Consider the following 24,740-nt stretch of genomic DNA (forward strand, 5'->3'; position numbering starts at 1 on the left):
CTCAGTGTTCCTTGTTTCCCGGCGCAGCCGCTTCAATCATTTGGTTGAACTTCGCCTCGACCTCTTTGGCAAAGTCGTCCTGCATTTCGTACACGTCGCCAAACTCGGCGAAGGCCCAACGACCGTGTGTGCCGAGGTGGTTCACGCCGGGAATCCAGTAGGTGTCCATGGTGGACTTCTTTTCCTTCGCGTCCTCGCGCCGGTAGCCCTTGATCTCGACGATCAGGTTCAGCGGGTCGTTTTTGCCGTGGCCGTCATCCACTTGCACGATGAAGTCCGGGATGTAGATGCGGTTGGCCGAGCCGAAGCGGTAAGGCACTTCCAGCCCGAGGTTGTGGTTCTTGGTGTAGGCCAGCACCTTTGGGTGGGACTCGGCGACACGGCAGAACTCACTCTCCCAACCACTGTCCAGGATGACCCAGTTGACGTGGTTCTTCGGCTGGTTTTCCACCCCGAGGGTTTCCCAGCGTTCGCTGCCCGGGCGGGAGGTGTTGAAACGCACATGCGCGGTGCTGCCGGTCGGGTTGAATGGGTCAAGAATGGCCTTGACCTGCCGGCCCTTTTCCAGTTCCTTCGCGGTAATACCCTTGGTGATGCGCTGGCAGGCCATGTCCGCCAGTTCGCGGTACATCAACTGCGCCGGGTAGGTGCCTCCCTTGCATTCCAGGCATTCGTCCAGCCACTGGCGCACGATGCGCTTGAGCTGACCGAACAAGGCAATCGGTGCATCCTGGCCTTGATCACGCCAATGCTGGAACAGCAGATGCTTGCTCAACTCCATCAGCAGGGTGGACTGGCGCACGTCTCCCAGATGCTTGATATCCAGCTCCACCGCTTCGCCGATAATGCCGGCGTTGTGGGTCTTGGTCGCGCCGACCATATCAGGCGTCAGGCTGAGATGGTGATCGTCGTTGAACTCGGCTTCGAGTTGTTCTTCTGGCAGCTCGACACGATAGCCCTGCACGCGAGGGAACCGGATTTCCAGATGGTCGCGTTCCGGGCGCAGTGCCTTGACCGTGATGGTTTCGCGGGGCTTGGGCGGCGTGACGACGACCGGCTTGGCGGTGAAATCGAAGGGAATGCCGAAGACATCGGCGTACTCCACGTCGAACAGGCCCTGCTCGTTCAACTCATAGGATTGGCGGCGCAGGGCCCGACCAATCACCTGTTCGCACAGCAGTTGGGTGCCGAACGCACGCACGCCGAGGATGTGAGTGACGGTATTGGCATCCCAGCCTTCGGTGAGCATGGACACCGACACGACGCAACGGATTTGCTCACCCAGGCGACCCTGCTTGCCAACGGTGTTCATCACTTCGCGCAGAAGTTCGCTGTCACTCAGGTTCTCAGCCTGGCGGCGGTCGCGGGTGCGCTCGATGATCTCGCGCTTGAAGCGTTCGATCTCATCGGCAGCCATGCCTCGGAAGTTGTCGTCCAGCGCCTCGCCGGATTCGAGCTGCTCGCTATCGATCAACAAAGTGTTCGGGCGCGCCAGGGGCTCGCCATGCTCATCGAAGTTGCGGAACAGTTCCAGCCGCCCCGGCACGCGCGTGATGGAGCCGTCGTCGTTGGTGCGCTCGAAACCGGAGATGTAATCGAACACCAGTTTGGAAGTGGCGGTGTTGTTGCACACTACGATGAAACACGGTGGCACGTTGATGCCGGCCTGCTTCCAGGCATCAAAGGTTTTGAGATAATGCCCGTACAGGGCTTCCAGCGCGGTCTGCAATTCCACCGGGATAGCCAGCGGATCGAGCTGGGCGTTCTTGCCGCGCCCTTTCTTCGGCATTTTTTTGCCGATGTGCTTCCAGAGCTCGCGGTAGATGGGCATTTCCGCGCCAGGGATGTTGTCGGCCACCGGCACGCGCGGCAATTTGACGATGCCGCATTCGATGGCGTCCATCAGCGAGAAGTCGCTCATCGTCCAGGGGAACAGCGTACCTTCCACGTAGCCAGAACCGGCCAGGAAGAACGGCGTGGCCGACAGGTCGATCACCTGTTGCAAGCCCAGTTTGCGGTTGACTGCCTCCAGGCCGGAGATCCACAGCCGTGCGGCTTCGTTGTTCTCCTCGGCTTCGGCTTTCTGATCTTTGTCTAGATCCTCGTCGTCCTCCGCAGCGTGCGGCTTTTCTCGATAGCAGTGGTGCGCCTCGTCATTGATGGCCAGGATGTTCTTTAGCCCCATCAATTCCGGCATGACCCGCTGGAGCATCTGGCCCTCGGTTTCCAGCGTGTCCAGCTCGCTGCCGGTGCGACCTTGCAGCAGGCGGCGGCCACCTTTGGACAACTCCATGCGCTCGCGCAGCTTGAAGGCGTGGTAGTTGGTGATGACGATCTTGGCCTTTTCCAGATCGGGCAGCATGTCGCGCGGCGCGATCTCGCGGCTGGCGTAGTAGCTGTCCGCGTCGTTGGGCAGCAGCACGCGCAGGCGATCCTTGATGGTCAGGCCGGGCGCCACGATCAGGAAGCCGCGGGTGAACTTCTTGCTCTGGGGATGGCGGATGGCATTGATCGTCTGCCAGGCAATGAGCATGGCCATGACCGTGGTCTTACCGGCGCCAGTGGCCAGCTTCAGGGCCAAGCGCAGCAGGCCGGGGTTGGCGTCGTCGCTGACACTCTTCAGGTGATCGAGGAAACGTTCACCGCTCTTGCCGAGTTGCGGGGCTACTTCGGTTAGCCAGATAGCGGTTTCTGCCGCTTCGACCTGGCAGAAGAACGGGCGCACGCCAGCGAACTTGTGGCTGCGCCAGTGCTCAAGCAGACGAGCGGTTTCTGGAGTGACGCGCCACTGGGACGGCGGCAGGCGACGCCAGGCGTCGACCTCGCGCCGCACGGCATTGATCAGTTCCGAGTGACGATAGCGCTGCCCGTCGTCGGCCGGATTCTCGACTTCATCCAGCGCCAGGGTCGCCTGTTCGCCACGATGGCGGCGGGGCTTGGGGATGGGGCTGATAAAGCTGGATGCCCGGCGCGATTCGACGATTTGCTGTGTAGGTTGTCCCCTGTCGTCGAGTTCCCAGTGCCGCGACGGATAGTCGTAAGGCGAATTGAGGATTGGCTGGTTGAAGAACTGATCACTCACTTCATGTGTCCCCTGATTCTTAGTCCGTTCGGAGCAATCGCCCCCTCACTTATCCCTTGTCACTTTAACGATGCCAACCTCGCCCTCACTGATAGTCGTCTTCGCGCTGATGCCTTATTGCCAAAACCACGACAGCGTGATCACTTTCAACCTCGAGCAACAGCACGTAGCCGCTAATCCCAAAGCCAATCACCAACTCCCGCAGAAATGGATCTTCCAGGTTCGTCTTGCGACAGCTCAACGGGGCCAGCTCAAGCACGGTGATTCCGTCACGAATGGTCTGCAAGGCATGCTCTGCCACAGCGAAGTCATCTTCAGCGCGCTGCAGCAGCGCATCGTAGAGGCACTCAAGTTCCTCACACGCTTCCTGCGTGAAGCGGACAGCGAACCTCATGTGTTTCAGGCCTTGCGAGCTTCGTTCAAACGGGCCTGAAGCCCGGCCAGCACGTCTTGTGCAGCAACGTAGCGACCGGACCTGCGAGCGCTGTCGCGCGCGGCGAGTCCGCGCGCAATGAAAGCTTCCTGCTGCTGGCGCAACTGCACCTGGGCGCGCACGGATTGCTCGACGAAGCTGGAAAGGGTTTCGCCCTCTTGCAGCACGGATTCGGCCGCTTGGCGAAGCGCGGGATCGACCCGCAACGGCGGTAGGGTGGCCGTCTTCATGAGCACCTCATGCATTGCAATTGCGATGCATGGTGACAGAACCGAAATGGCAATTCAATCAGCGCGCTGATGTGTCCATGCCGCCATTCGCTGCCCATGGCCGGCAGCGGTCGACCAATGAAAAGGCCCCGCTTGCGCGGGGCCTTTTGCCCTCACCCCAACCCTTTCCCGCAGGCGGGAGAGGGAGCGGAACCCATTACGCCCACGGATCCTGCAGCACCATCGTGTGCTCGCGGTCCGGGCCGGTGCTGACGATGCTGATCGGGCAGCCGGCCAGTTCCTCCAGCGCGCGCAGATAGGCGCGGGCGGCGGGCGGCAGTTCGTTCCAGTTGGTGATGCCGTGGGTGTTCTCGCTCCAGCCGGGGAACTCCAGGTACACCGGGGTGCACTCTTCCCAGCCCTGGGCGTCGAGCGGGGCGTACTCGGTGCGCTTGCCGCGGTACTCGTAGGCGATGCAGACCTTGAGCTTTTCCATGCCGTCGAGCACGTCGAGCTTGGTGATGCACAGGCCGGAGATGCCGTTGATGGCCACAGCGCGCTTGAGCGCGACGATGTCCATCCAGCCGCAGCGGCGCGGGCGGCCGGTGGAGGCGCCGTACTCGGCGCCGCGGTCGCGGATGCCCTGGCCGATCTCGTCGTCCAGCTCGGTCGGGAACGGGCCGCCGCCCACGCGGGTAGCGTAGGCCTTCGCTATACCCAGCACGTAGTCGATGTCCTGCGCGCCCACGCCGGTGCCGGCCAGCGCGCCGCCGACGGTGGTGTTGGAGCTGGTCACGTACGGGTAGGTGCCGTGGTCGATGTCCAGCAGCGCGCCCTGCGCGCCCTCGAACAGCACGCGCTTACCCTGCTTGCGCAGGTCGTGCAGGATGCCGGCCACGTCGGACTTCATCGGCTGCACGTACTCGCCGAAGGCCAGCGCCTCGTCCAGGGTCTTCTGGAAGTCCACCGCTTCCACGCCCAGGTACTTGGTCAGCACGAAGTTGTGGTAGTCCAGCGCGGTGCGCAGCAGCTCGGCCAGCTGGTCGGGGTAATGCAGGTCGGCGACGCGGATGCCGCGGCGCGCCACCTTGTCCTCGTAGGCCGGGCCGATGCCGCGGCCGGTGGTGCCGATGGCCTTGCCGCCGGCGGCCTTCTCGCGCGCCTGGTCCAGCGCGATGTGGTACGGCATGATCAGCGGCGCGGCCGGGGAGATCTTCAGGCGCGAGCGCACTTCCACGCCGGCGCTCTCCAGCTCCTCGATCTCCTTGCGCAGCGCGGCCGGGGAGATCACCACGCCGTTGCCGATCAGGCACAGCGCGCCTTCGCGCAGGATGCCGGAGGGAATCAGGTGCAGGACGGTCTTCTTGCCGTTGATGACGAGGGTGTGGCCGGCGTTGTGGCCGCCCTGGAAGCGCACGACGGCACCGATTTCCTCGGTGAGCAGATCGACGATCTTGCCTTTGCCTTCATCGCCCCACTGGGCACCGAGAACGACTACTGACTGACCCATGACGGGTGACTCCTGAGTTTTGAGCGGCCATCGGGGCCGCGGGATGGGCCGTGCGCGGGGCGGCGCCGGGTGCCGGCTCCATCGGGGAGGACGGCGGCGGGAGCCCTTACACGGAAAAAGCCGATCGGGACGTGCCCGGCCGGCTTTTGTGCATTATCCGGGTTTCCGGTGGCGGGTACCACCCTGCCCCGTTCAGCGTGGCCCGGCGCCCGGCCGGGTCAGTGGCGTACCCACCACAGCGCCACCAGGCCGATGGACAGGGTGATGGCGCCGAAGATGCGCAGCTGGAAGGTGTGCAGGCCGAGCAGTTGTTCGGCCAGGCGCTTCCAGGCCAGCGGGGCGGCGAACAGGAACAGGCCTTCGAGGACGGCCACCAGGCAGAGGGCGGAGAAGAAGTCGTGCATGGGATCCGGCGCTGGGGGGCGTGTTGTTGGGGGGCGTGTTCGTAGCCTCTCTCCTGGAGGAGAGGGGCTTTGTGGCTTGGTGGTTTGGGCTTGGTCGGGGCTTCGCCTTCTTGCCCTCACCCCAACCCCTCTCCCCCGAGGGGGAGAGGGGCTTTGTGGCTTGGTGGTTTGGGCTGGTCGGGCTTCGCCCCTTGCCCTCACCCCAACCCCTCTCCCCCGGGGGGGAGAGGGGCTTTGTGGCTTGGGGGTTTGGGCTGGTCGGGGCTTTGCCCCCTGCCCTCACCTCAACCCCTCTTCCCCTCGGGGAGAGGGGCTTTTAGGGCGCTGGGCCGGGTTAGCGGTCGTTCTTGAGGTACTGCAGGAACGGGTCGTTCTTGTCGAGCACGATCACGCCATTGCCGTCGGTCATGGAGTTCCGGTAGGCCTCCAGGCTGCGGTAGAAGGCGTAGAACGACGGGTCGGCGCTGCCGGCCTTGCCGTAGATGCGGGCGGCCTCGGCGTCGCCTTCGCCGCGCAGCTTCTGCGCATCGCGCTCGGCGTCGGCCACCAGCACGGTGGACTCGCGGTCGGCCTGGGCGCGGATGCTCAGCGACTGCTCCTCGCCCTCGGCGCGCAGCTTGGCGGCCTCCTGCTTGCGCTGGGCGCGCATGCGCTCGTACACGTCGGTGATCACCTGGCTGTCAGTCGGCAGGTCGATCTGCTTGATGCGCAGGTCGGTGATCTGCATGCCCAGGCCTTCGATCGCCTTGTTGATGCCGGCCAGCTGGTTGGCGATCAGTTCGCTGCGGTCGCCGGACACCAGTTGCTGCAGCGTGCGCGAGTTGATCTGGTTGCGCAGCGAGTCGGTGATGATCGGCGCCAGGCGGGAGTTGGCGATCGATTCCTCGCCGCCGGTGGCGCGGTAGAAGGCACGCACGTCGGAGATGTAGCCGATGGCGAAGAAGTCGACGCTGACGTCCTTCTGCTCGGCGGTGAAGTAGCGCGCCGGGGCGGTGTCGAGCACCTGGAAGCGGCGGTCGAACACGCGCACCGATTCCACCAGCGGGATCTTGAAGTGCAGGCCGGGCTTGAGGTCGGCGCGCACCACGCGACCGAGGTTGAGGACCATGGCGGTCTGGTCCTCGCGCACCACGAACACCGAGCCGAACAGGCCCAGCAGCACGACGATCGCCAGTGCGATCCAAGCGGAATTCTTCATCGGTCAGTTCCCCTCACGGCCGGTCGGTCGCGGGCCGCGATCCGGGTTGCGGATGCCGCCTTCGGTGGAGCCGGCGCTCTGCAGCGGCGGCATCGCGGCCTCCTGCGAGATCAGCGGCAGGCTCGACGCCGGGATGCCGGTGCCGGTCGCGGCGGCGGTCTTGGCCGGGTCGGCCGGCATCGGCACGTAGATCAGCTGGCGGCCGTCGCCGCCGATGACCTTGCGGTTCTCCGACAGCACCTTCTGCACGGTCTCCAGCCACAGCCGCTTGCGAGTGACCTCCGGCGCGTCCTTGTACTGCTGCTGCAGCAGGGTGAAGCGGTCGGCGTCGCCCTCGGCCTTGGAGATCACCGCGTCCTTGTAGCCCTCGGCCACGGTGCGGATGCGGGCGGCCTGGCCGCGCGCTTCCGGCACCACCTTGGCGGCGTAGGCCTGGGCCTCGTTGATCAGGCGCTCGCGCACCTGCTGGGCGCCGTTGACCTCGTCGAAGGCCGGCTTCACCTCTTCCGGCGGGCGCGCGTCGGGCAGGGTCAGGCCGGTCACCACCAGGCCGGTGTTGTAGGCGCCCAGCGAGGCCTGCAGGCGCTCCTTGGCGGCGGTCGCCAGCGGGCCGCGGTTGTTGAGCACCGCGTTGAGGTCGGAGCGGCCGACCTGCTCGCGCACCGCGCTCTGCGCGGCCTGCTCCAGCACCAGGTCGGCGTTGCGCGAGCCGAACAGGTACTGGCGCGGGTCGTCGATGCGGTACTGCACGTTGAGCGCGACGTTGACGATGTTCTCGTCGCGGGTCAGCACCGGCACCTGGTTGGAGAAGGTCTTGATCTCGGTCGCGTTGACCTTGCGCACCGACTCGATCGGCCAGGGCAGCTTGAAGTTCGGGCCGGGCTGCAGGATCCGCGAGAACTGGCCGAAGCGCAGCACCACGCCGCGCTGCTGTTCGCCGATCAGCTGGAAGCTGGACAACAGCACCAGCACCGCCACCGCGGCCAGCACCCAGCGCCAGACACCCCCGTCGAACAGGTCCTTCAGCGGACCGGGGATCTCCCAGCCTCCGCCTCCATTGCCGCCACCGCCGCGCGGGTTCCAGCCGCCGCGCCGGTTGTCGTCAGGGCCACCAGTGCCCTTGCTGCCGGGTGTATTCCAGGCCATGCACGCTCCATCCAGGTGGCGGCTGCGCGGGCCCTTCCCGCTGTGCCGCCCAATGTTGTCCGATCGATTCTAGCAATATGGGGCAGACCGGCCATTTCGAAAGGTCTATCTTGGTCCTTTCCCGTTTAATCGCGAGGCCACGATGGCGATCCCCGCACGCTTCCCCGCCTTCCGCATCCGCAACGACGACGCCGGCTACCGCGGCGGCATCGAGGAACTGGGCCTGGACGCGCTGGACCCGGGCGAACTGGTGGTGGAGGCGGCCTGGTCGTCGGTCAACTACAAGGACGCGCTGGCCGGCACCGGCAAGGGCAAGATCCTGCGGCGCTTCCCGCTGGTCGGCGGCATCGACGTGGCCGGGCGCGTGGTCGCTTCCAGCGACCCGGCCTGGCGCGAGGGCGATGCGGTGATCGCCACCGGCTGCGGCCTGAGCGAGACTCGCGACGGCGGCTACAGCCGCTACGTGCGGCTGCAGTCGGCGGCGGCGATCGCGCTGCCGTCGTCGCTGGACCTGCGCGAGGCGATGGTGATCGGCACGGCCGGTTTCACCGCCGCGCTGGCGCTGCTGCGCCTGACCGAGAACCGGCAGGTGCCGGCGCTGGGGCCGCTGGCGGTGACCGGCGCGACCGGCGGGGTCGGCATGCTGGCGCTGGACATCTTCAGCAAGGCCGGGTTCGAGGTGCACGCGATCAGCGGCAAGGCCGACAAGGCCGCGTTCCTGGAATCGATCGGCGCCAGCCGGGTGCTGGGCCGCGAGGCGCTGCAGACCACCCGGCCGCTGGAATCGGCGCGCTTCGGCGGTGGCCTGGACAACGTCGGCGGGCCGATGCTGGTCAGCCTGCTGGCGCAGACCGCGCCCTACGGCAACGTCGCCTCGGCCGGGCTGGCGGCCTCGCCGGAGCTGGACATGACGGTGATGCCGTTCATCCTGCGCGGGGTCGGGCTGCTGGGCATCGGCTCGTCCGGCACTGCGCGCGACATCCGCGAGCGGGTCTGGGAGAAGCTGGCCGGCGACTGGCGGCCGCGGCACCTGGCGCGCATCTGCACGCGCGAGGTCGCGCTGGCGGAGCTGCCGCAGGTGTTCGAGGCAATGCTGGCCGGGCAGTCGTTCGGCCGGACCGTGGTGCGGCTGGGCGACTGAGCGCGCCTCGTCCGGCCTTCGGGCATCTCGCTTCGCGCCCGGCCCGGCAGCGCGCCAGGCGTTCGGACGCCAGCCGGTAGCCCGCAAGCCGCACGTCTTCGCCCCGCACGCGGGAGAATGGACAGGCAAGAGCGCTGCTTTCGGCGCGTGAACGCAGGCATTCGCGCACGCCGGCTTTGCTTTCCCTTCCCCCGCGTGCGGGAGAAGGTGGCGCGCAGCGCCGGATGAGGGCAAGCCCGCTCCTGTTCGCCCCCATGGCGGGCCCCCGCGTCATCTTTCCCACGCGGAGGGCCTGGCTCTACACTCGCCGCACCACCTGGGGAACGATATGGCACGCATCCTGATCGTCGACGACTCGCCGTCGCAGCTGCTCGGCATCCAGCGCATCGTCGAAAAGCTGGGCCACCAGACCCTCACCGCCACCGACGGCGCAGCCGGGGTCGAGGTAGCCCGGGCCGAGCTGCCGGACCTGATCCTGATGGACGTGGTGATGCCCAACCTCAACGGCTTCCAGGCCACCCGCACGCTGTCGCGCGACGAGGCCACCCGGCACATCCCGGTGATCCTGGTCACCACCAAGGACCAGGACACCGACCGCATGTGGGGCATGCGCCAGGGCGCCAAGGCCTACATCACCAAGCCGTTCTCCGAGGACGAGCTGGCCGAGGTGATCGAGCGGGTCTTTACGCCCGGGGGCTGAGGGCCCCGCGGCTCCTCTGCTCCTGCTCATGCATGCCCGCGCGCCCTGGAACGTCGTCCCCGCGAAGGCAGGGTGAAGCGCCACTGTTTGCGAGCCATTGGCTCGCGTGGCGCCGAACGCCTTCGGGCCATGCCCGATGGCCGGGAGGCGAAGCCCCAGCGACCTTCTGGCCGCGCGCGATAAGCCGCCGGGCTCCCGCCTGCGCGGAAGCGACGACTAAGGTTTCCGCTCGGGATTGCGCGAAAGCAGGATCGACGGCCTTGTTTCCGCGGAGCGCCCCCTGCCCTCACCCCTCAGACGCTCTCGCCGAACGCCTTGGCGAGATTGCGATAGGCCTTCTTCTGCGCCTCGTCGGCCGGCACCGGCGCGGTGATCTCCAGCTCGACGATCTGGTCGCCCTGCGGGTTGCCCGGCAGGCCGCGGCCGCGCAGGCGCAGCTTGCGGCCGGCCTCGGACTCGGCCGGCACCTTCAGTTCGACGGCGCCGCCCAGCGTGGGCACGCTGATCGTGGTGCCCAGCGCGGCCTGCCACGGCGCGACCTGCAGCGTGTACAGGATGTTCTGCCCGTCCACCTCGAACTGCGGGTGCGCGGCGTACTCGATCTCCAGCAGCAGGTGGCCGCCACCGTTGCCCTGCCCGCTCAGGCGGATCGCCTGGCCCGGCTTGATGCCCTTGGGCACGCGCACGTCCAGCTGCTTGCCGTTGACGGTGATGCGCACGCTGTCGCCGTTGTAGACGGCCTCCAGCGGCACCGCTAGCTTGGCGCGGGTGTCGCCGCGCGGCTGCGGGCCGGCGCCCGGGCCGCGGGCACGGCCGCCGCGCGCACCGGCGAACAGGCTCTCGAAGAAGTCGCTGAAGCCGCCGCCGGCGCCGCCGTTGCCGAAGATCTCCTCGAAATCGAACCCCTGCGCGCCGCCGAAGTTGGGCGCCCCGTGGAACTCGTCGCCCGGCCGGTAGCCCTGCGCGCGCAGCTGGTCGTAGGCGGCGCGCTTTTGCGGGTCGCGCAGCGCCTCGTAGGCCTCGTTGACGGCCTTGAACTTCTCCTCCGCCCCTGCCTCCTTGCTGACGTCCGGATGGTATTTGCGCGCCAGCCGGCGGTAGGCGGTCTTGATCTCGGCCTCGCCCGCGCTGGGTTCGACGCCGAGCGTCGCGTAGTAATCCTTGAATTCCATCCATCACCTCTGAAACAGGAAACGGCCCGCAGCCGCCAGGGCCGCGGGCCGGTCAACCGGCGGCCGGTCCGGCCCCATTCTAGGGCGAACCGGCGGTGGACCACGATGCCCGGCGCTTACTGCACCGTGTCGCCGTTGCCCACCTGGATGCGCCGCGGCGTCGCCGCCGGCCGCTTGGGGATGCGGATCTCCAGCACGCCATTGCGCCCGGACGCGGTGATGCCGTCGGGGTCGGCGCTGTCGGGCAGCGCGAAGCGGCGATGGAAGCTGCCGTAGCGGCGCTCGATGCGCGAGAAGCGGTCGGTCTCGGCCTTGCTCTCTTCCTTGCGCTCGCCCTTGATCGACAGGATGCCCTTGTCCATCTGCACCTCGATCTCGGCCGGGTCGATGCCCGGCAGGTCGGCGTAGATGACGAACTGGTTGGCCTCTTCCTTGATGTCCACGCGCGGCACCCACTGCGCGGTGACGACGGCGGACTCGTCGGTGTCGCCGGCCTGCTCGAAGAAGCGGTCGAACACCTGCTTGATCTCGTTCTGCAGTGCGGCCTGGCCCGGCCACGGGTGGTGATAACGGACGATGCTCATGAATGCCTCCACTGTCTGGGTCGGATGACGGGCTCGACGGCCGCGAGGGCCCTGCCCACGCGCACCGAAATAAGCGCGCCGCAGGGTTTTTCAAGCGTTTTGACGCATCCTTTCCATGCCTGTTTGTAGTGTCCATTCATCCCAGGAGCCGCCATGTCCATCCAGATCGGCCAACGCATTCCCGAAGTCGTGCTCAAGCGCCTGCGCGAGGGCATGGAGAGCGTGGACACGCGCACGCTTTTCAGCGGACGCAAGGTTGTGCTGTTCGCCATCCCCGGCGCGTTCACGCCCACCTGTTCAGACAAGCACTTCCCCGGCTACGTGGAGCATTTCGAGGAGTTCCGCCGCCGCGGCATCGAGGTGTACTGCGTGGCGGTCAACGATCCGTTCGTGATGCGCGCCTGGGGCCGCAGCCAGTCGGCGCCGGCGGGCCTGTTGTTGCTGCCGGACGGCAACGGCGATTTCACCCGCGCCCTCGGCATGGAGATGGACGCCAGCAGCTCGGGCATGGGCCTGCGCTCGCGGCGCTACGCCCTGTACGCCGACGACGGCACGGTGCGCGCCCTGTTCGTCGAGGAACCGGGCGAATTCAAGGTGTCGGCTGCCGACTACGTGCTGCAGCGCATACCGGAGTCGACCACTCCCACACCCCACACCTAGAGGAACGGCCAGCCATGACCCAGCCAGCCAAGCAGACCCGACCGAACGCCAGCACGTCCTCCATCCCCGGCATCGACGACAGGGCCACCCTGCGCGCCAATGCGCGCAAGAGCATCGAGGATGGCGCGATCACCGACACCTACACGGCCGACCGCGAGGCGGTGATCAAGATGCTCAACGACGCGCTCGCCACCGAATACGTCTGCGTGCTGCGCTACTACCGCCACTACTTCATGGCCAAGGGCATGCTGGCCGACGCGGTCAAGGGCGAGTTCCTCGAACACGCGCAACAGGAGCAGGCGCACGCCGGCAAGCTGGCCGAGCGCATCGTCCAGCTCGGCGGCGAGCCCGACCTCAACCCGGACACGCTGAGCGCGCGCTCGCACGCCGAGTACAAGGAAGGCACCGACCTGCGCGACATGGTGCGCGAGAACCTGGTCGCCGAGCGCATCGCCATCGACAGCTACCGGCAGATGATCAACTTCGTCGGCGACAAGGACACCACGACCAAGCGCATCCTCGAGGAGATCCTGGCGCAGGAAGAAGAACACGCCGACGAATTCGCCGACCTGCTGGACGGTTGGATCGGCGAGTAGTTCGCGCTGGATCAGCCGGAGCCGTCCTGCATTAAGGTGTCTCGAACCCCATTGTGGGAGCGGCTTCAGCCGCGATGGGCCTTGCCGGTAAAGCCCGTCGCGGCTGAAGCCGCTCCCACAGGTAAAGCGAAAGCCCGCTAGCTGCTTGGGGCATGCGAGCCATGCGGAAACGCTGGATTACGGCCCACGGCGCTCAACGCAGCACCCGGAACTGCACGCTCCCTCACGCCTCGTCCTCCCTGCGCCACTGTCCTGCATTGCGGCGTCTCGAACCCCCACTGTGGGAGCGGCTTCAGCCGCGATGGGCCTTGCCGGCAAAGCCCGTCGCGGCTGAAGCCGCTCCCACAGGTAAAGCGAAAGCTCGCTAGCTGCTTCGGGCATGCGAGCCATGCGGAAACGCTGGATCGCGGCCCACGGCGCTCAACGCAGCACGCGGAACCGCACGCTCCCCCATGCACCGTCCTCCCCCAGCGCCGTCAGCACATGCTCGCCGGCCTCGCCGAAATCGCGCTGGAATACCCGCGCGCCTTCGGTGCGCGCGATCCAGCGCCCGTCCAGCAACCAGTCGATGCGCGCCTCGCTGCCGAGCGCGCGTACCTGCAACCGCACCGGATGCGTGCTGCCCGGCGCACGCGCCAGCGTGGCCCGGTCCGTGATGCCATCGATGCGCAGCAGGCCGCCCGCGTCGCGCCCGTCCGGCGCGCAGTCGGGCGCCAGCGGCGGCAGCTGCGCCGCGCGCCGGTCGCCTTCGCCCAGCCACGGCGACAGCAAGGCCGGCCAGCGCGCGATCTCGCGCGCCTCGCGCCGGTGCGGCAGGCGGCAGTCGGCCGAAAGGCGCAGGCCGCTGCCGGCATCCACCTCGAACCGCTCGATCCCGCCGCGCCACAGCCGCGCATCGCGCTCGGCGAACGTCGGCGGCACCGCGCCATCGAGCGCGTAGGCGCTCATGCGTCGTCGGCACGACGGGGCCGCGGTCACCTCGGCGGCGAGCCCCAGCGGCCAGCAGATGTCGAGCTGCCGCACGTTGCCCGGCATCGGCGATGGCGCGGCGTCGGACTGCTGCCGCGGCAACGCGTCGATCACCTCGAACATCAGCGGCAACGCGGTGACCGCGCCGTACTGGCCGGGCAGCGGCGTGCCGTCCGGGCGACCGACCCACACGCCGACCGTGTAGCGGCGCGTGGAGCCGATCGCCCAGGCGTCGCGGAAGCCGTAGCTGGTGCCGGTCTTCCAGGCCACGCGCGGCCGCGTGGCGGTATCGAACGTGCCCAGGCCGTAGCCCGGGCGCGGATTGGCCTCGAGGATCTCGCGCACGATCCAGGCCGCGCCGGGCGACATCACCCGCCGCTCGATGCGCGGGGCGTCCGGCGTGTAGCGCACGCGCCCGGCGATGCCGCCGCGGTTGAACGCGGCGTAGGCGCCGACCAGTTCCTGCAGCTGCGCGCCGGTGCCGCCCAGGATCAGCGCCAGGTTCGGCGTGCTGCCGCGCGGGAAGCGCAGCTTGATGCCGGCGTTGTCCAGGCGCGCGGCGAAGCGCGCCGGGCCGACCCGGTCGAGCAGGTCCACCGCCGGCACGTTCAGCGAGAGCCGCAGCGCCTCGGCGGCGCCGACGGGGCCGTTGAACGCGGCGTCGAAGTTGCCCGGACGGTAGTCGCCGAAGCTCTGCGGCGCGTCCACCAGCAGGCTCTCGGAGTGGATCAGCCCGTCGTCCAGCGCCATGCCGTACAGGAACGGCTTGAGCGTGGAACCGGGCGAGCGCCAGGCCTGCACCATGTCGACGTGGCCGAGCCGCCTGGCATCGCCGAAGGCGACCGAGCCGACGTAGGCGCGCGCTTCCAGCGAGGCGTTGTCCACCACCAGCAGCGCCGCCGAGGTGCGCTCGGGCAACTGCGAGAAGTACGCGGCCACGCGTTCTTCCAGGGTGCGCTGCAGCTCGATGTCGATGGTGGTGGCGATGCGCGCGGCCTTCGGCTGCCGGCCGCGCAGGTGCTGGGCCAGCAGCGCCGCGTGCAACGGCGGCTGCAGCGAGCGCGCCACCACCGGCTCGATGCGGGCATCGTCCACGTCCGCCCGCGTCCACGTGCCGAGCGCGGCCATGCGGTCGAGCACCTTGTCGCGCGCCGCGCGCGCGGCCTCCGGATGGCGGTCCGGGCGCAGCCGGCTCGGCGATTGCGGCAGCACCGCCAGCAGCGCCGCCTCGGCATGCGACAGGCGCGCGGCCGGCTTGCCGAGATAGGCCCAGCTGGCGGCCTCCACGCCCTCGATGGTGCCGCCGTAGGGCGCGCGTTCGAGGTAGAGCTGCAGGATCCGGCGCTTGTCCAGGTGCGCTTCCAGCTGCAGCGCGCGCAACAGTTGCTTGAGCTTGCCCCAGGGCGTGCGCGTGTGCGGATCGAGGATGCGCGCCACCTGCATGGTCAGGGTCGAGCCGCCCGAGACGATGCGGCCGTTGCCCAGCCATTGCGCGCCGGCGCGCAGCAGCGCCCAGGGATTGATGCCGGGGTGGTGCCAGAACGCGCGGTCCTCGTAGTTCAGCAGCGCCTGCAGGTACAGCGGCGAGACGCTTTCGGGCGTGGCGGGATAGCGCCAGACGCCCTCGGCATCGGCGAACGCGCGCAGCGGCGTGCCGTCGCGCGCGACCACCAGCGTGGAGGTATCGCGCGATTTCGGCAGCGGTGGGGGGAAGGCGGCATCGAGCAGCAGCAGCGTCGCCAGCAGCAGCGCTGCACCCAGGCGCAACACCTTCCAGGCGCGGCGGCGATGGGCCCGCCTCCGCGCACGCGCTGCCTCCGCGTGTCGTCCTTCATCCATCTGCGTACTCAATGGGTGCGATGCCAAGCGTCGGTTGCCGGCTCGAAGCGACCCGGGCCGCGTGAGCGAGGACACGGTGCCGTGGTTTGTTGCTTTCGCAAGCACGAGAAGCCGGAGCGCCCTCATCCGCCCTACGGGCACCTTCTCCCGTGAACGGGAGAAGGGACGAGCAAGAGCGCCTGCTTTCAGTGCGCGAACGCAGGCATCCACACACGCCGGCTTTGCCTTCCCTTCTCCCGCTTGCGGGAGAAGGTGCCCGTAGGGCGGATGAGGGCACACTCAATGCACGTTCGCGAATTCGCGGCTCAGGCACTTTATGACGGACCAACGGAATCTTCCCGGCCATGATGCGCCATGAGGGGGCGCGCACGCCCCCCCCGGACGCCGTGCGCCATGGCGCTACGGCTGCACCACCGTGATCGTGGTCGGGTTGCTGCGGCCGACGCCGCGCAGTTCCGGCCGGTACATGTCCTCCACCAGCGACGGCGGCACGGTGTAGGTACCCGGCGTCACCGCGCGCACCAGGTAGAACACCTGCGCCTTGCTGCCGGAGCCGAGGCTCAGCGCGGCGACGTAGCGGTCGTCGCGGAACTCCTCGTGCTTGACGTCGGCGGCGTTGGCGCGGTCGCTGATCTCGATCCCGTCCACCGCCACGTCGGCCCATTGCTTGGCGTCGCCGAGGTTGAAGTTCTCGATCTCCAGCCCCGCCGGCAGCAGGTCGGTGAGCAACGCGTCGGGCATCGAGGTGTTGGCGGTGATCGAAACGCGCACGATCAGCGCCTCGCCTTCCTTGAGCGGGCGCGGCGTCCACGGCTTGCCGTCGGTGGTGTACCAGCTGCGCTCCACGCCGATCTCGCGCGCGTCCGGCTCGGGCGGGTTGCGCGGGATGCCGGCCACTTCCAGGCTGGCGAACAGCGGCGCCTCGCCTTCGGGCACGAAGCGCACGCCGCGCGCGAGCTGGGCGCTGTCGAAGGCGCGCCCGAACAGCTTGGCCGGCTCGATCCGCTCGGACTGGTCGCCGACCTGCAGCTGCCCGCCCACCAGCTTCTTCTGGTCCACCAGCAGCGCCTTGCCCAGCCGCGCCAGCGCCACCTGCTCCTGCGTGCTCAGCCACAGCCAGCCGCTGTTGCGGCGCGCATCCAGGGCGCGGCCGAGGTCGACCGCGCGGGCGTCGTACTCGGGCTTGGACAGGCCGCGCTCGTGCAGCAGCGCGATCATCAGCGCATCGTCGCGCACGGGGCTGCCGTAGTCGCCGAAGTAGTACGGGCGCTCGGCGCTGTCCTTGTCGAAGCCGGCCTTGATCGCGGCCTGGCCGCGCTTGGCGTCGCCCTGCAGTGCCAGCGCGATGCCAAGCTGCACCAGCGACAGCCCGCCGACCGCCTTGCCGCGCTCGTTGTCGTACAGCGCGCGCAGCGTGCCCAGCGGCGCGCGGTTGACCCGCGCCAGCACGTAGCCGGACCAGGCCTGGTTGGCGAACTTCAGCTCGTCGCGGCGCTCCTGGCCGTAGAACGGCAGGCCGCCGGCGAGCAGGTCCTCGCTGAGCCGGTTGAGCGCCTTCTGCAGCACGTTCTCCGGCACCGCGAAGCCGGCCTCCTTGGCATCGAGCAGGAATTCGGCGATGTACGGGGTCAGCGCCGGATTGACGTAGCCGTCGTCGCCCCACATCGAGAAGTGGCCGCTGGAAACCTGCATCGAGGCCAGCCGGCCGAACGCGCCTTCCATGCGCTCGCGGCGCTTGTCGGTCTCCAGCCCCTTGCTGCCGAGCAGGCGGGCGGTGGCGTCGTCGAGCAGCAGCGCGGCGTAGCCCTTGCTGGTGGTCTGCTCGGCGCAGCCGTACGGGTAGTCCAGCGCGCCCTTCAGCGCGCTGGCGAACGGGATCGGCGGCAGCGCGCTGACCACCATGCGCGCGTTGACCGAACCGGACATCAGGCCGTCGGCCAGTCCGGCATCGAAGGCCACCGGCGCGATCGGATCGACCACCCGCGTCTGCGCGCGCAGCACCGACGGCCAGGCCGCGCGCACCGGCAGGTCGTAGCTGCGGTCGGCCTTGAAGCCGTTGCCTTCCATGCGCACGCGCACCTTGGCGACGGTATAGCCCTCCTGCGCGGCGAGCGGGAAGTTCAACGTGGTCTTGCCGTCCACGCCGAGCTTGACGCTGCGGCTGCCCTCGCCGATCGCGAGCGGGCCTACGCCCTCGACGCGCACGGCGAACTCGCCGGGCTTGCCGGTGAAGTTCTGCACGTCGAGCGTGACCGTGCTGCGGTCGCCCGGCGCCATCACCCGCGGCATGCTCGCTTCGGCCAGGATCGGCGCGCGCACCACGGTTTCCGCATCGCGGTTGCCGTAGCGCTCGTCGGCGTAGACCAGCGCCGACACGCGCAGCGTGCCGTTGAAGTCCGGTACCGGCAGCTGCACGCGCGCGTTGCCCTTGTCGTCGAGCTTGACCGAGCCGGAGAACAGGTCGACGGTCTGCACCCGCGCGGTCGGGCGCTTGGCCTGCGGCAGCGCCTCCAGCGCCATGTCGCCGCCGAACTTCAGCTTGCCGGTGCCGCCCTCGAAGCTCTCGATCACGCGCCCGTAGATGTCGTAGGCGTCCACGCCCAGGCGGCGCTGGGCGAAGAAGTGCGCCGGCGCGTCCGGCACCGGGAAGCGGGTGATGTTGAGGATGCCCACGTCGACCGCCGAGACCGTCACGTGCGCGGTCCGGCCGGCCAGCTCGGGCACGCTCACGGTGACCGGCAGCGGCTGTTCGGGCCGCATCTGTTTGGGCGCGACCAGGCCGACCGCGACGCGGCGCGCCTTGCGGTCCATCGGCACGTGCGCCACGCCGACCGCGCGTGCCGGGGTGATCTTGCTCGGCGCGCTGCCGCCGCGGAACACCAGCGCGGTGACGTAGACGTCGTGGCGCTCCCAGTCCTTGGTCACCGGGATCTCGAAGGTGCTGCCGGCCTTGGCGTCGATGTCCTGCACGTACAGCGGCTTGTCGCTCTCCACCAGCAGGATGCCCCTGCCGGCGTGCGGCGGGGTCAGGGTGACCTTGAGGGTGTCGCCGGCGCGGTAGGCGGTCTTGTCCAGCGCCAGCTTGACCTTGTCGGGACGCGCGTCGAGGCCGCGGTTCTCGTCGTTCCAGCTCCAGCCGGCATGGAACGGGTAGCGCATGGTCAGCCCGGTGGCCGGGTCGAACACGTCGACGCGGTACTCGCCCCACTCCACCGGGAAGTCGAACTTGGCGGTCTCGGTGCCGACGTCGAGGGTGCGGGTCTGCTTGTTCTCGAAGCGGCGGGTGAAATCGTAGTCCCAGCGGTCGTCGGCGTAGGTCCAGTGGTAGTCGCGCAGTTCGCGCACCAGGGTGACCTTCAGGCCCTTGGCCGGCTGCGGCTTGCCGTCGGCATCGACGCGGGTCAGTTCGAAGCGGGCGTTGCCGTTGGCGTCGGCGCCGTCGGCATCGTCGAACAGCGGGCGCACCGCCACCAGCGCCGGCGCGGGCCACAGCACGCGCTTGAGCGTGCGGCTGACGGTGCGGCCGCCGGTCTCGTAGACGCTGCCGGACACGATCGCGCCGACCGGCGTGGCCGGCCTGGCCGGCACCGGCAGATCGATGTCCTCGGCCAGCTTGCCGTCCTTGCCGAATTCGGTGTCGATCACGTCCTTGGCTTCGCGCGGCAGCTCCTGGGTGGGATCGCCGAAGAACCACCCGGGCATGTTCTCCAGCGGGTGCTGCTCCACCGCCACCGCGAGCTTGGCGGTGAAGCGGTTGCCGTCCGCCGGCGCGCCGTACAGGTAGGCGGCGTCGGCGGTGAGCTTGAACGGCTCGCCGGGCCCGATCGTCTTCTGCGGGCTGCCCAGGTCGAGCTTCATGCGCTCGGGCAGGAACTCCTCCACCCGCACGGTCATGCCCTGCACCGCCTCCTTGCTGGCCGGGTCGGTGCGGAACTCCACCTGCCAGCGCCCGGTCGGCGCATCGGCGGGGATCGTCTGGGAGAACTCGAAATAGCCCTGCTCGCCCGGCTGCAGGCGGGTTTCGCGGAAGGTCTTGCCGTCGGGCTGCTTCAGGCGCAGGAACACCGGCTGGGCCTTGACCGGCTTGCCGTCGTTGTCGCGCAGGATCGCCGACACGCGCAGCGTCTCGCCCGGCCGGTACAGGTCGCGGCCGGACCAGGCGAACACGTCGAACCAGGCGTTCTCGCGCCCGGCCACCGCGAACTCGCTCAGGTCCAGCGCCGGCTGGTTGAACGGCAGCAGGGTCACGTCGCTGCCGCTGCGCGCCACCAGCACCTGGCCGGCGTCGAGCTTGTAGTTCAGCAGCGCGTTGCCGTTGCCGTCGGTGGCGCCCTTCAGGAACAGTTCGCCCTTGGCGTCGAGGACGCGCAGCTCGACGTTCTTCAGCGGCAGCCCCTCCTTGAGCGAGGCGGTGTGGACGAACAGCTGGTCCTTGTAGGCGCGCGCGTGCAGGCCGATGTCGCTGACGGTGAAGAACGCGGTGTCGTACTCGTTGTCGAAGCGCCCGGTGCGCTTCATCACCGCGAAGTACAGCCCGGGCTGCTGCAGCTCCTTGATGTCCTGGATCGGCAGGTAGGTCAGCGCGCGCTCGTTCTGCTTGCCGCCGAGCACGAAGCGGTTGACGTAGACCGGCTCGGCCAGTTGCGAGATCGGCGACTTCTCGTCGTAGTCGCTGTCCAGCTCCCAGCTGCTGCGGCGGCCGCCGCGCTGGTACTGGCTGAAGAACGCCGGCAGCGCGTTCTCGCGCACGCGCAGGAACTCCACGTCCACTTCCGGCACGTTGACCGACACCACCGGCAGGCCGCGGCTCTCGCGCGCCGGCAGCACGCTGCCCTGCGAGGCGAAGCCGGCGGCCGGTTCCAGCTCGCCGGTGTAGACCTTCTCGCGCACTTCCTTGCCGAGCCGGCTGCCGTCGGCGGCCAGCAGGTCGGCGGAGAGGATCAGGGTGTAGTCCTTGGCGGCCTCGACGAACGGATAGCGCAGGGTCTTGCCGTCGTCGGACAGCGTCCAGCTGCTGTCGCCGTCGCCGACCTTCTCCTCGAAGCGCACCAGCTTGTCGAAGTCCTGGGTGCCGACCAGGGGGCGCGAGAACTCCAGCGCCAGCGACAGCCCGTCGCTCTTCTGGTCGGGGTAGGCGCGGACCAGGGCGAAGCCCTTGATCGCCTCCTTTTGGGCCTGGACGGCCTCGCCGCTGGGCTGCGGCAGTTGCCCGCTCTCGTTGCGCTTGCAGCCGGCCGCCAGCGTGGCCAGCAGCACCAGTGCGGCGATCCCCAGGACGCCACGGACGCGCGTTCCCGATCCCCTGCCCGCCTCATGCCGGTTCATGCATCGCTCCTTCGAATCCAGCGGCGAGTATAGCGCCGGCCCCTGGCGTCCTCGGCCACGGCCTGGCCCCAAAAAAGGACCGCCGGCGCAGGGCCGGCGGTCGGGGCATGGACGGACGGGCGGCCGGTCAGAACGCGGCGCGGAACTGCACGCCGACGATGCGCGGGTCGTTGATGAAACCGGTCAGGTTGTTGAAGTCGATCGCGCCGGTCGCGCGGATCTGGTCGGTGCAGTTGCGGCAGAACACCGAGGCCTCGTAGGCGCCGTTGGCCCAGGTATAGCCGATCTTGGCGCCGCCCTCGAGCAGCGGCTGGCCGACGAACTCGCGCGACTCGTACAGGAAGAAGTTGACCTCGCTGCGGTAGGACCAGTCGGTGTAGAAGAACACCTCGCCGTCGTCGCCCACCGGGATGCCGTAGCGCAGCGTGGCGTTGCCGATCCACTTGGCCGCCTGCGGCAGCGGGTTGCCGTACAGCAGGGCATAGCCGTCGGCGTTGACCGGGTCGGTCGGCGTGCACATGCCCGAGCCGCAGCTCGCCGTGGCCAGGTCCCTGTCCTTGATCTCGGTGTGGTTGTAGCTGCCGCCCAGGGTGACGCGCAGGTTCTCGGTCAGCAGCGCCTCGAAGTTGAACTCGGCGCCGTAGGCCTCGGTCTTGTCGGCGTTGATCAGCTGGATGCTGTTGGTGGAACCGCCGACCGCGGTCAGCTGCTGGTCCTTGATGCTCATCCAGTACACGTCGAAATCCACGCGGGCGCGGCGGTCCCACAGGTCGGCCTTGACGCCCACCTCGTAGGAATCCACCTTCTCAGGATCCACCGCGGTCAGCGTGGCCGAGAACTGGCCCGGCGCGGAGAAGCTGCCGGCGCGGAAGCCGCGCGCGTAGCGCGCGTACAGGTTCACCTCGTCGTTGAGCGCATAGGTCGCGCTCAGGTCGCCGCTGACGTTGGAATCGCTGATCTTGCGCCCGTCCGGGAACGTCGGGTACGCGGTCGGGACCGAGAACGGATAGTCCCAGGCGAGCACGTCGAAGGTCTTCTTGTCGTAGGTGTAGCGCAGGCCGGCGCGCACGTTGAGCCGCTCGGAGGCCTGCCAGTTGATCGAGCCGAAGCCCGCCCAGGAGGTGTTCTTCTGGCGGGTCAGGTTGTAGCCGTCCCAACTGTCGTCGCTGCGGCCGGCCGGCGTGGTGTAGGCGAATTCCTCGCCCTCGACCTTGTCGTTGAAGTAGAAGACGCCGGCCTGCCAGTTGAGCGGGCCGTCGTACTGCGATTCCACGCGCAGCTCCTGGGTCCACTGGCTCAGGTCCTTGAGCCCGCTGGCGGTCTCGGAGGCGAAGGGGATGGTGCCCGGCCCGTAGGGCGGCACCGTGGTGTTGCCGCCGTCCACGTCGCCGCGGCTGTAGTACTTCGGGATCGCCTCGTAGCCGGTGATCGCGTGCAGCGCGATGTCGCCCAGGTCCCAGGTCAGGTTGAGGTTGCCGCCATAGGTGGTCAGCTGCTGGGTGTTGAATCCGTCGATGTAGACCTTGTCCGGGTCGAAGCCGTCGACCAGCTGGTTGGTGCCCGTCCGGAAGACGTTGGCGCGGAACAGGCGCGCGGTGCCGTTGAGCTTGCGCACGTGGGCGTTGAACAGCGCCTCGAAGTCCTCGCTCGGCTTGAACAGCACCTGCACGCGCGCGGCGGTGTCGTCGTAGCCTTCCAGCTTCTGCCCGCTGACCTGGCTGGTGATCCAGTCGTTGCGATGCTGCTGCAGCACCGACACGCGCGCGGCCCAGGCGTCGTTGATCGGGATGTTCACCGCGCCTTCCAGCGAGGTCGTGGCGTGGGTGCCGTAGGAGGCGTTGACGTAGCCGTCGCTGCTGCCGATCGCCGGCTTGACCGAGTTGAACTTGACCACGCCGGCCGGCGTGTTGCGGCCGAACTGCGTGCCCTGCGGGCCGCGCAGCACTTCCACGCCGGCCAGGTCGAACATCGGGAAGCCCTTCAGGAACGCGTTCTCGAGCACCACGTCGTCGTAGACCAGCGAGACCGGCTGCGAGGCGTAGGTGGTGAAGTCGGTGTTGCCGTAGCCGCGGATGTAGAAGCGCGGGAACACGCGGCCGTTGGAGGATTCCACGTTGAGGCTGGGCACCTTGCCGGCCAGCACGCGCACGTCCGAGGCGCTGGTGGAGATCGCGTCCAGGTATTCCGGCCGCAGCACCGTGGCCGAGACCGGCACGTCCTTGGAATCCTCCGCGCGCCGCTCCGCGGTCACCTGGATCGAATCGAGCTGGGCGACGCCGGTTCCCGAGGCCTGCTGGGCCGAGGCGGCGAACGGGGCGGTGGAAAGGACGGCTAGGGCAAGTGCGCTGATGCGCAGCGAGCGGTTGGCGGACATGGGTGCTCCGGGGCTGGAGAGGGCGACGGCGGTGGAAGAGATGGCGGCACGTGCCGCACCGCAACACAATTAACACAAATTACACATGGGCGACACCGCCCAGTCATCTTCGCCGCCGTCGCCCGGCCCGCCCCGGGACCGGTCAGACCCCTTGCAGGACCTCGCCCGGGACCCGCACCCAACCCTCCATCAGCACCCGCGCGCTGCGGCTCATGATCGCCTTGGTCACCCTCCACTGCCCGTCCACCTGGCGGGCCTCGGCCCCGACCCGCAAGGTGCCGGAGGGGTGGCCGAAACGCACCGCGCCGCGCTCGCCGCCGCCGGCGGCCAGGTTGACCAGGGTGCCCGGGATCGCCGCGGCGGTGCCGATCGCCACCGCCGCGGTGCCCATCATCGCGTGGTGCAGCTTGCCCATCGACATCGCCCGCACCCGCAGGTCGATGTCGCCGGCTTCCACCTTCTTGCCGCTGGAAGCCACGTAGCCCTCCGGCGGCGCCACGAAGGCCACCTTCGGCGTGTGCTGGCGGGCGGCGGCCTCGGCGACGTCTCGGATCAGCCCCATCCGCACCGCGCCGTGGGCGCGGATCGTCTCGAACATCGCCAGCGCGCGCGCGTCCGTGTTGATCGCTTCCTGCAGCTCGCTGCCGCCGTAGCCGAGGTCGGCCGCGTCGACGAAGATGGTCGGGATGCCCGCGTTGATCAGGGTCGCGCGCAGCCTGCCCACGCCCGGCACGTCGAGCTCGTCCACCACGTTGCCGGTCGGGAACATCGCCCCGCCCTCCTCGCCTTCCTCGGCCGGGTCGAGGAATTCCAGCGGGACTTCCGCCGCCGGGAAGGTCACCCCGTCCAGTTCGAAGTCGCCGGTCTCCTGCACCTGCCCATCCCTGACCGGCACGTGCGCGACGATGGTCTTGCCGATGTTGGCCTGCCAGATGCGCACGGTGCAGGTCCCCTCGCGCGGCACCCGCGCCGGGTCGAGCAGGCCATTGGCGATCGCGAACGGCCCCACCGCCGCCGACAGGTTGCCGCAGTTGCCGGACCAGTCGACGAAGGCGCTGTCGATCGACACCTGCCCGAACAGGTAGTCCACGTCGTGCCCGGGCCGCTCGCTCCTCGACACGATCACGGTCTTGCTGGTGCTGGACGTGGCCCCGCCCATGCCGTCGATCTGCTTGCCGTAGGGATCGGGGCTGCCGATCACCCGCAGCAGCAGCGCGTCGCGCGCGGCGCCCGGCACGCGCGCGGCCTCGGGCAGGTCCTGCAGGCGGAAGAACACGCCCTTGGAGGTGCCGCCGCGCATGTAGGTGGCGGGGATGCGGAGTTGCGGGAGGTGGGACATGGGATTCTCCGATAAGGCCTATCTACTCGTCATTCCCGCGAAAGCGGGAATCCAGTGAC

The 24,740-nt window shown here is 68.6% G+C and carries 17 protein-coding genes; 4 read left to right on the forward strand and 13 right to left on the reverse strand.

Annotation, left to right across the window (positions count from 1 at the left end; translation table 11 throughout):
• Position 1: 1 nt before the first annotated feature.
• From M3M27_RS15065 to hflK, 7 genes are all read right to left on the reverse strand, one after another.
• Positions 2–3,082, reverse strand: a complete 3,081-nt coding sequence (locus M3M27_RS15065; protein WP_434026159.1) for a BPTD_3080 family restriction endonuclease — start codon at positions 3,080–3,082, stop codon at positions 2–4.
• Between the two features lie 85 nt (positions 3,083–3,167).
• A complete protein-coding gene (locus tag M3M27_RS15070) occupies positions 3,168–3,476 on the reverse strand; it encodes a type II toxin-antitoxin system RelE/ParE family toxin (RefSeq protein WP_434026160.1) in 309 nt (102 codons plus the stop codon).
• Positions 3,477–3,481: 5 nt separating this feature from the next.
• Positions 3,482–3,745, reverse strand: a complete 264-nt coding sequence (locus M3M27_RS15075) for a YlcI/YnfO family protein (RefSeq protein ID WP_434026161.1) — start codon at positions 3,743–3,745, stop codon at positions 3,482–3,484.
• A 196-nt stretch (positions 3,746–3,941) separates the two neighbouring features.
• Positions 3,942–5,234, reverse strand: a complete 1,293-nt coding sequence (locus tag M3M27_RS15080) for an adenylosuccinate synthase (RefSeq protein ID WP_434026162.1) — start codon at positions 5,232–5,234, stop codon at positions 3,942–3,944.
• A 218-nt stretch (positions 5,235–5,452) separates the two neighbouring features.
• The gene (locus M3M27_RS15085) at positions 5,453–5,638 is read right to left on the reverse strand and encodes a DUF2065 domain-containing protein (RefSeq protein ID WP_140723187.1); all 186 of its coding nucleotides are present in this window, start codon (positions 5,636–5,638) and stop codon (positions 5,453–5,455) included.
• Positions 5,639–5,972: 334 nt separating this feature from the next.
• Positions 5,973–6,836, reverse strand: coding sequence for a protease modulator HflC (gene hflC / locus M3M27_RS15090; protein ID WP_140723190.1), 864 nt, complete (start codon positions 6,834–6,836; stop codon positions 5,973–5,975).
• A gap of 3 nt (positions 6,837–6,839) precedes the next feature.
• Entirely contained in the window at positions 6,840–7,982 is a 1,143-nt protein-coding gene (gene hflK, locus M3M27_RS15095; RefSeq protein ID WP_140723193.1) for an FtsH protease activity modulator HflK, read from the reverse strand.
• 142 nt (positions 7,983–8,124) lie between these two features.
• Between hflK and M3M27_RS15100 the strand changes: the two genes are divergently transcribed.
• Together M3M27_RS15100 and pilH are read left to right on the forward strand one after the other, a co-directional pair.
• Complete coding sequence (locus M3M27_RS15100) at positions 8,125–9,123, forward strand: YhdH/YhfP family quinone oxidoreductase (protein ID WP_434026163.1); 999 nt, start codon at positions 8,125–8,127, stop codon at positions 9,121–9,123.
• A 328-nt stretch (positions 9,124–9,451) separates the two neighbouring features.
• Positions 9,452–9,823 carry a twitching motility response regulator PilH gene (gene pilH, locus M3M27_RS15105; protein ID WP_140723200.1) on the forward strand — a complete coding sequence of 124 codons (372 nt, stop codon included), beginning with the start codon at positions 9,452–9,454 and terminating at the stop codon, positions 9,821–9,823.
• A gap of 293 nt (positions 9,824–10,116) precedes the next feature.
• On the opposite strand, the gene M3M27_RS15110 is transcribed toward pilH, so the two are convergent.
• A complete protein-coding gene (locus M3M27_RS15110) occupies positions 10,117–10,995 on the reverse strand; it encodes a DnaJ C-terminal domain-containing protein (protein WP_434026164.1) in 879 nt (292 codons plus the stop codon).
• Between the two features lie 116 nt (positions 10,996–11,111).
• Positions 11,112–11,579 carry an Hsp20/alpha crystallin family protein gene (locus M3M27_RS15115; protein WP_434026165.1) on the reverse strand — a complete coding sequence of 156 codons (468 nt, stop codon included), beginning with the start codon at positions 11,577–11,579 and terminating at the stop codon, positions 11,112–11,114.
• A 153-nt stretch (positions 11,580–11,732) separates the two neighbouring features.
• On the opposite strand from M3M27_RS15115, the gene M3M27_RS15120 reads away from it, so the two are divergent.
• Together M3M27_RS15120 and M3M27_RS15125 are read left to right on the forward strand one after the other, a co-directional pair.
• Positions 11,733–12,239 (forward strand): peroxiredoxin, encoded by a 507-nt coding sequence (locus tag M3M27_RS15120; protein ID WP_140723209.1) that lies wholly within the window; start codon positions 11,733–11,735, stop codon positions 12,237–12,239.
• Between the two features lie 14 nt (positions 12,240–12,253).
• Complete coding sequence (locus M3M27_RS15125; protein ID WP_140723212.1) at positions 12,254–12,835, forward strand: ferritin-like domain-containing protein; 582 nt, start codon at positions 12,254–12,256, stop codon at positions 12,833–12,835.
• Positions 12,836–13,255: 420 nt separating this feature from the next.
• Here the strand turns inward: M3M27_RS15125 and pbpC are convergent, their stop codons facing one another.
• The 4 genes from pbpC to prpF all read right to left on the reverse strand — a co-directional run bounded on the left by pbpC (position 13,256) and on the right by prpF (position 24,681).
• Positions 13,256–15,643 carry a penicillin-binding protein 1C gene (gene pbpC / locus M3M27_RS15130; RefSeq protein ID WP_434026166.1) on the reverse strand — a complete coding sequence of 796 codons (2,388 nt, stop codon included), beginning with the start codon at positions 15,641–15,643 and terminating at the stop codon, positions 13,256–13,258.
• Between the two features lie 399 nt (positions 15,644–16,042).
• A complete protein-coding gene (locus M3M27_RS15135) occupies positions 16,043–20,968 on the reverse strand; it encodes an alpha-2-macroglobulin family protein (protein WP_434026167.1) in 4,926 nt (1,641 codons plus the stop codon).
• 127 nt (positions 20,969–21,095) lie between these two features.
• Positions 21,096–23,342 (reverse strand): TonB-dependent receptor, encoded by a 2,247-nt coding sequence (locus M3M27_RS15140; RefSeq protein ID WP_140723221.1) that lies wholly within the window; start codon positions 23,340–23,342, stop codon positions 21,096–21,098.
• Between the two features lie 142 nt (positions 23,343–23,484).
• Positions 23,485–24,681 carry a 2-methylaconitate cis-trans isomerase PrpF gene (gene prpF / locus M3M27_RS15145; protein ID WP_434026168.1) on the reverse strand — a complete coding sequence of 399 codons (1,197 nt, stop codon included), beginning with the start codon at positions 24,679–24,681 and terminating at the stop codon, positions 23,485–23,487.
• Positions 24,682–24,740 lie beyond the last annotated feature (59 nt).

It is taken from the genome of Xanthomonas boreopolis (assembly GCF_046529185.1).
Classification (GTDB): Bacteria; Pseudomonadota; Gammaproteobacteria; order Xanthomonadales; family Xanthomonadaceae; genus Pseudomonas_S; species Pseudomonas_S boreopolis.

Bases quoted from the DNA above. Each gene is read 5' to 3' on its own strand.
- M3M27_RS15085 (WP_140723187.1), bottom strand. From the start codon at position 5,638: ATGCACGACTTCTTCTCCGCCCTCTGCCTGGTGGCCGTCCTCGAAGGC.
- hflK (WP_140723193.1), bottom strand. From the start codon at position 7,982: ATGGCCTGGAATACACCCGGCAGCAAGGGCACTGGTGGCCCTGACGAC.
- M3M27_RS15120 (WP_140723209.1), top strand. From the start codon at position 11,733: ATGTCCATCCAGATCGGCCAACGCATTCCCGAAGTCGTGCTCAAGCGC.
- M3M27_RS15075 (WP_434026161.1), bottom strand. From the start codon at position 3,745: ATGAAGACGGCCACCCTACCGCCGTTGCGGGTCGATCCCGCGCTTCGC.
- M3M27_RS15110 (WP_434026164.1), bottom strand. From the start codon at position 10,995: ATGGAATTCAAGGATTACTACGCGACGCTCGGCGTCGAACCCAGCGCG.
- pilH (WP_140723200.1), top strand. From the start codon at position 9,452: ATGGCACGCATCCTGATCGTCGACGACTCGCCGTCGCAGCTGCTCGGC.
- M3M27_RS15100 (WP_434026163.1), top strand. From the start codon at position 8,125: ATGGCGATCCCCGCACGCTTCCCCGCCTTCCGCATCCGCAACGACGAC.
- pbpC (WP_434026166.1), bottom strand. From the start codon at position 15,643: ATGGATGAAGGACGACACGCGGAGGCAGCGCGTGCGCGGAGGCGGGCC.
- M3M27_RS15125 (WP_140723212.1), top strand. From the start codon at position 12,254: ATGACCCAGCCAGCCAAGCAGACCCGACCGAACGCCAGCACGTCCTCC.
- M3M27_RS15135 (WP_434026167.1), bottom strand. From the start codon at position 20,968: ATGAACCGGCATGAGGCGGGCAGGGGATCGGGAACGCGCGTCCGTGGC.
- M3M27_RS15140 (WP_140723221.1), bottom strand. From the start codon at position 23,342: ATGTCCGCCAACCGCTCGCTGCGCATCAGCGCACTTGCCCTAGCCGTC.
- prpF (WP_434026168.1), bottom strand. From the start codon at position 24,681: ATGTCCCACCTCCCGCAACTCCGCATCCCCGCCACCTACATGCGCGGC.
- M3M27_RS15080 (WP_434026162.1), bottom strand. From the start codon at position 5,234: ATGGGTCAGTCAGTAGTCGTTCTCGGTGCCCAGTGGGGCGATGAAGGC.
- M3M27_RS15070 (WP_434026160.1), bottom strand. From the start codon at position 3,476: ATGAGGTTCGCTGTCCGCTTCACGCAGGAAGCGTGTGAGGAACTTGAG.
- M3M27_RS15115 (WP_434026165.1), bottom strand. From the start codon at position 11,579: ATGAGCATCGTCCGTTATCACCACCCGTGGCCGGGCCAGGCCGCACTG.
- hflC (WP_140723190.1), bottom strand. From the start codon at position 6,836: ATGAAGAATTCCGCTTGGATCGCACTGGCGATCGTCGTGCTGCTGGGC.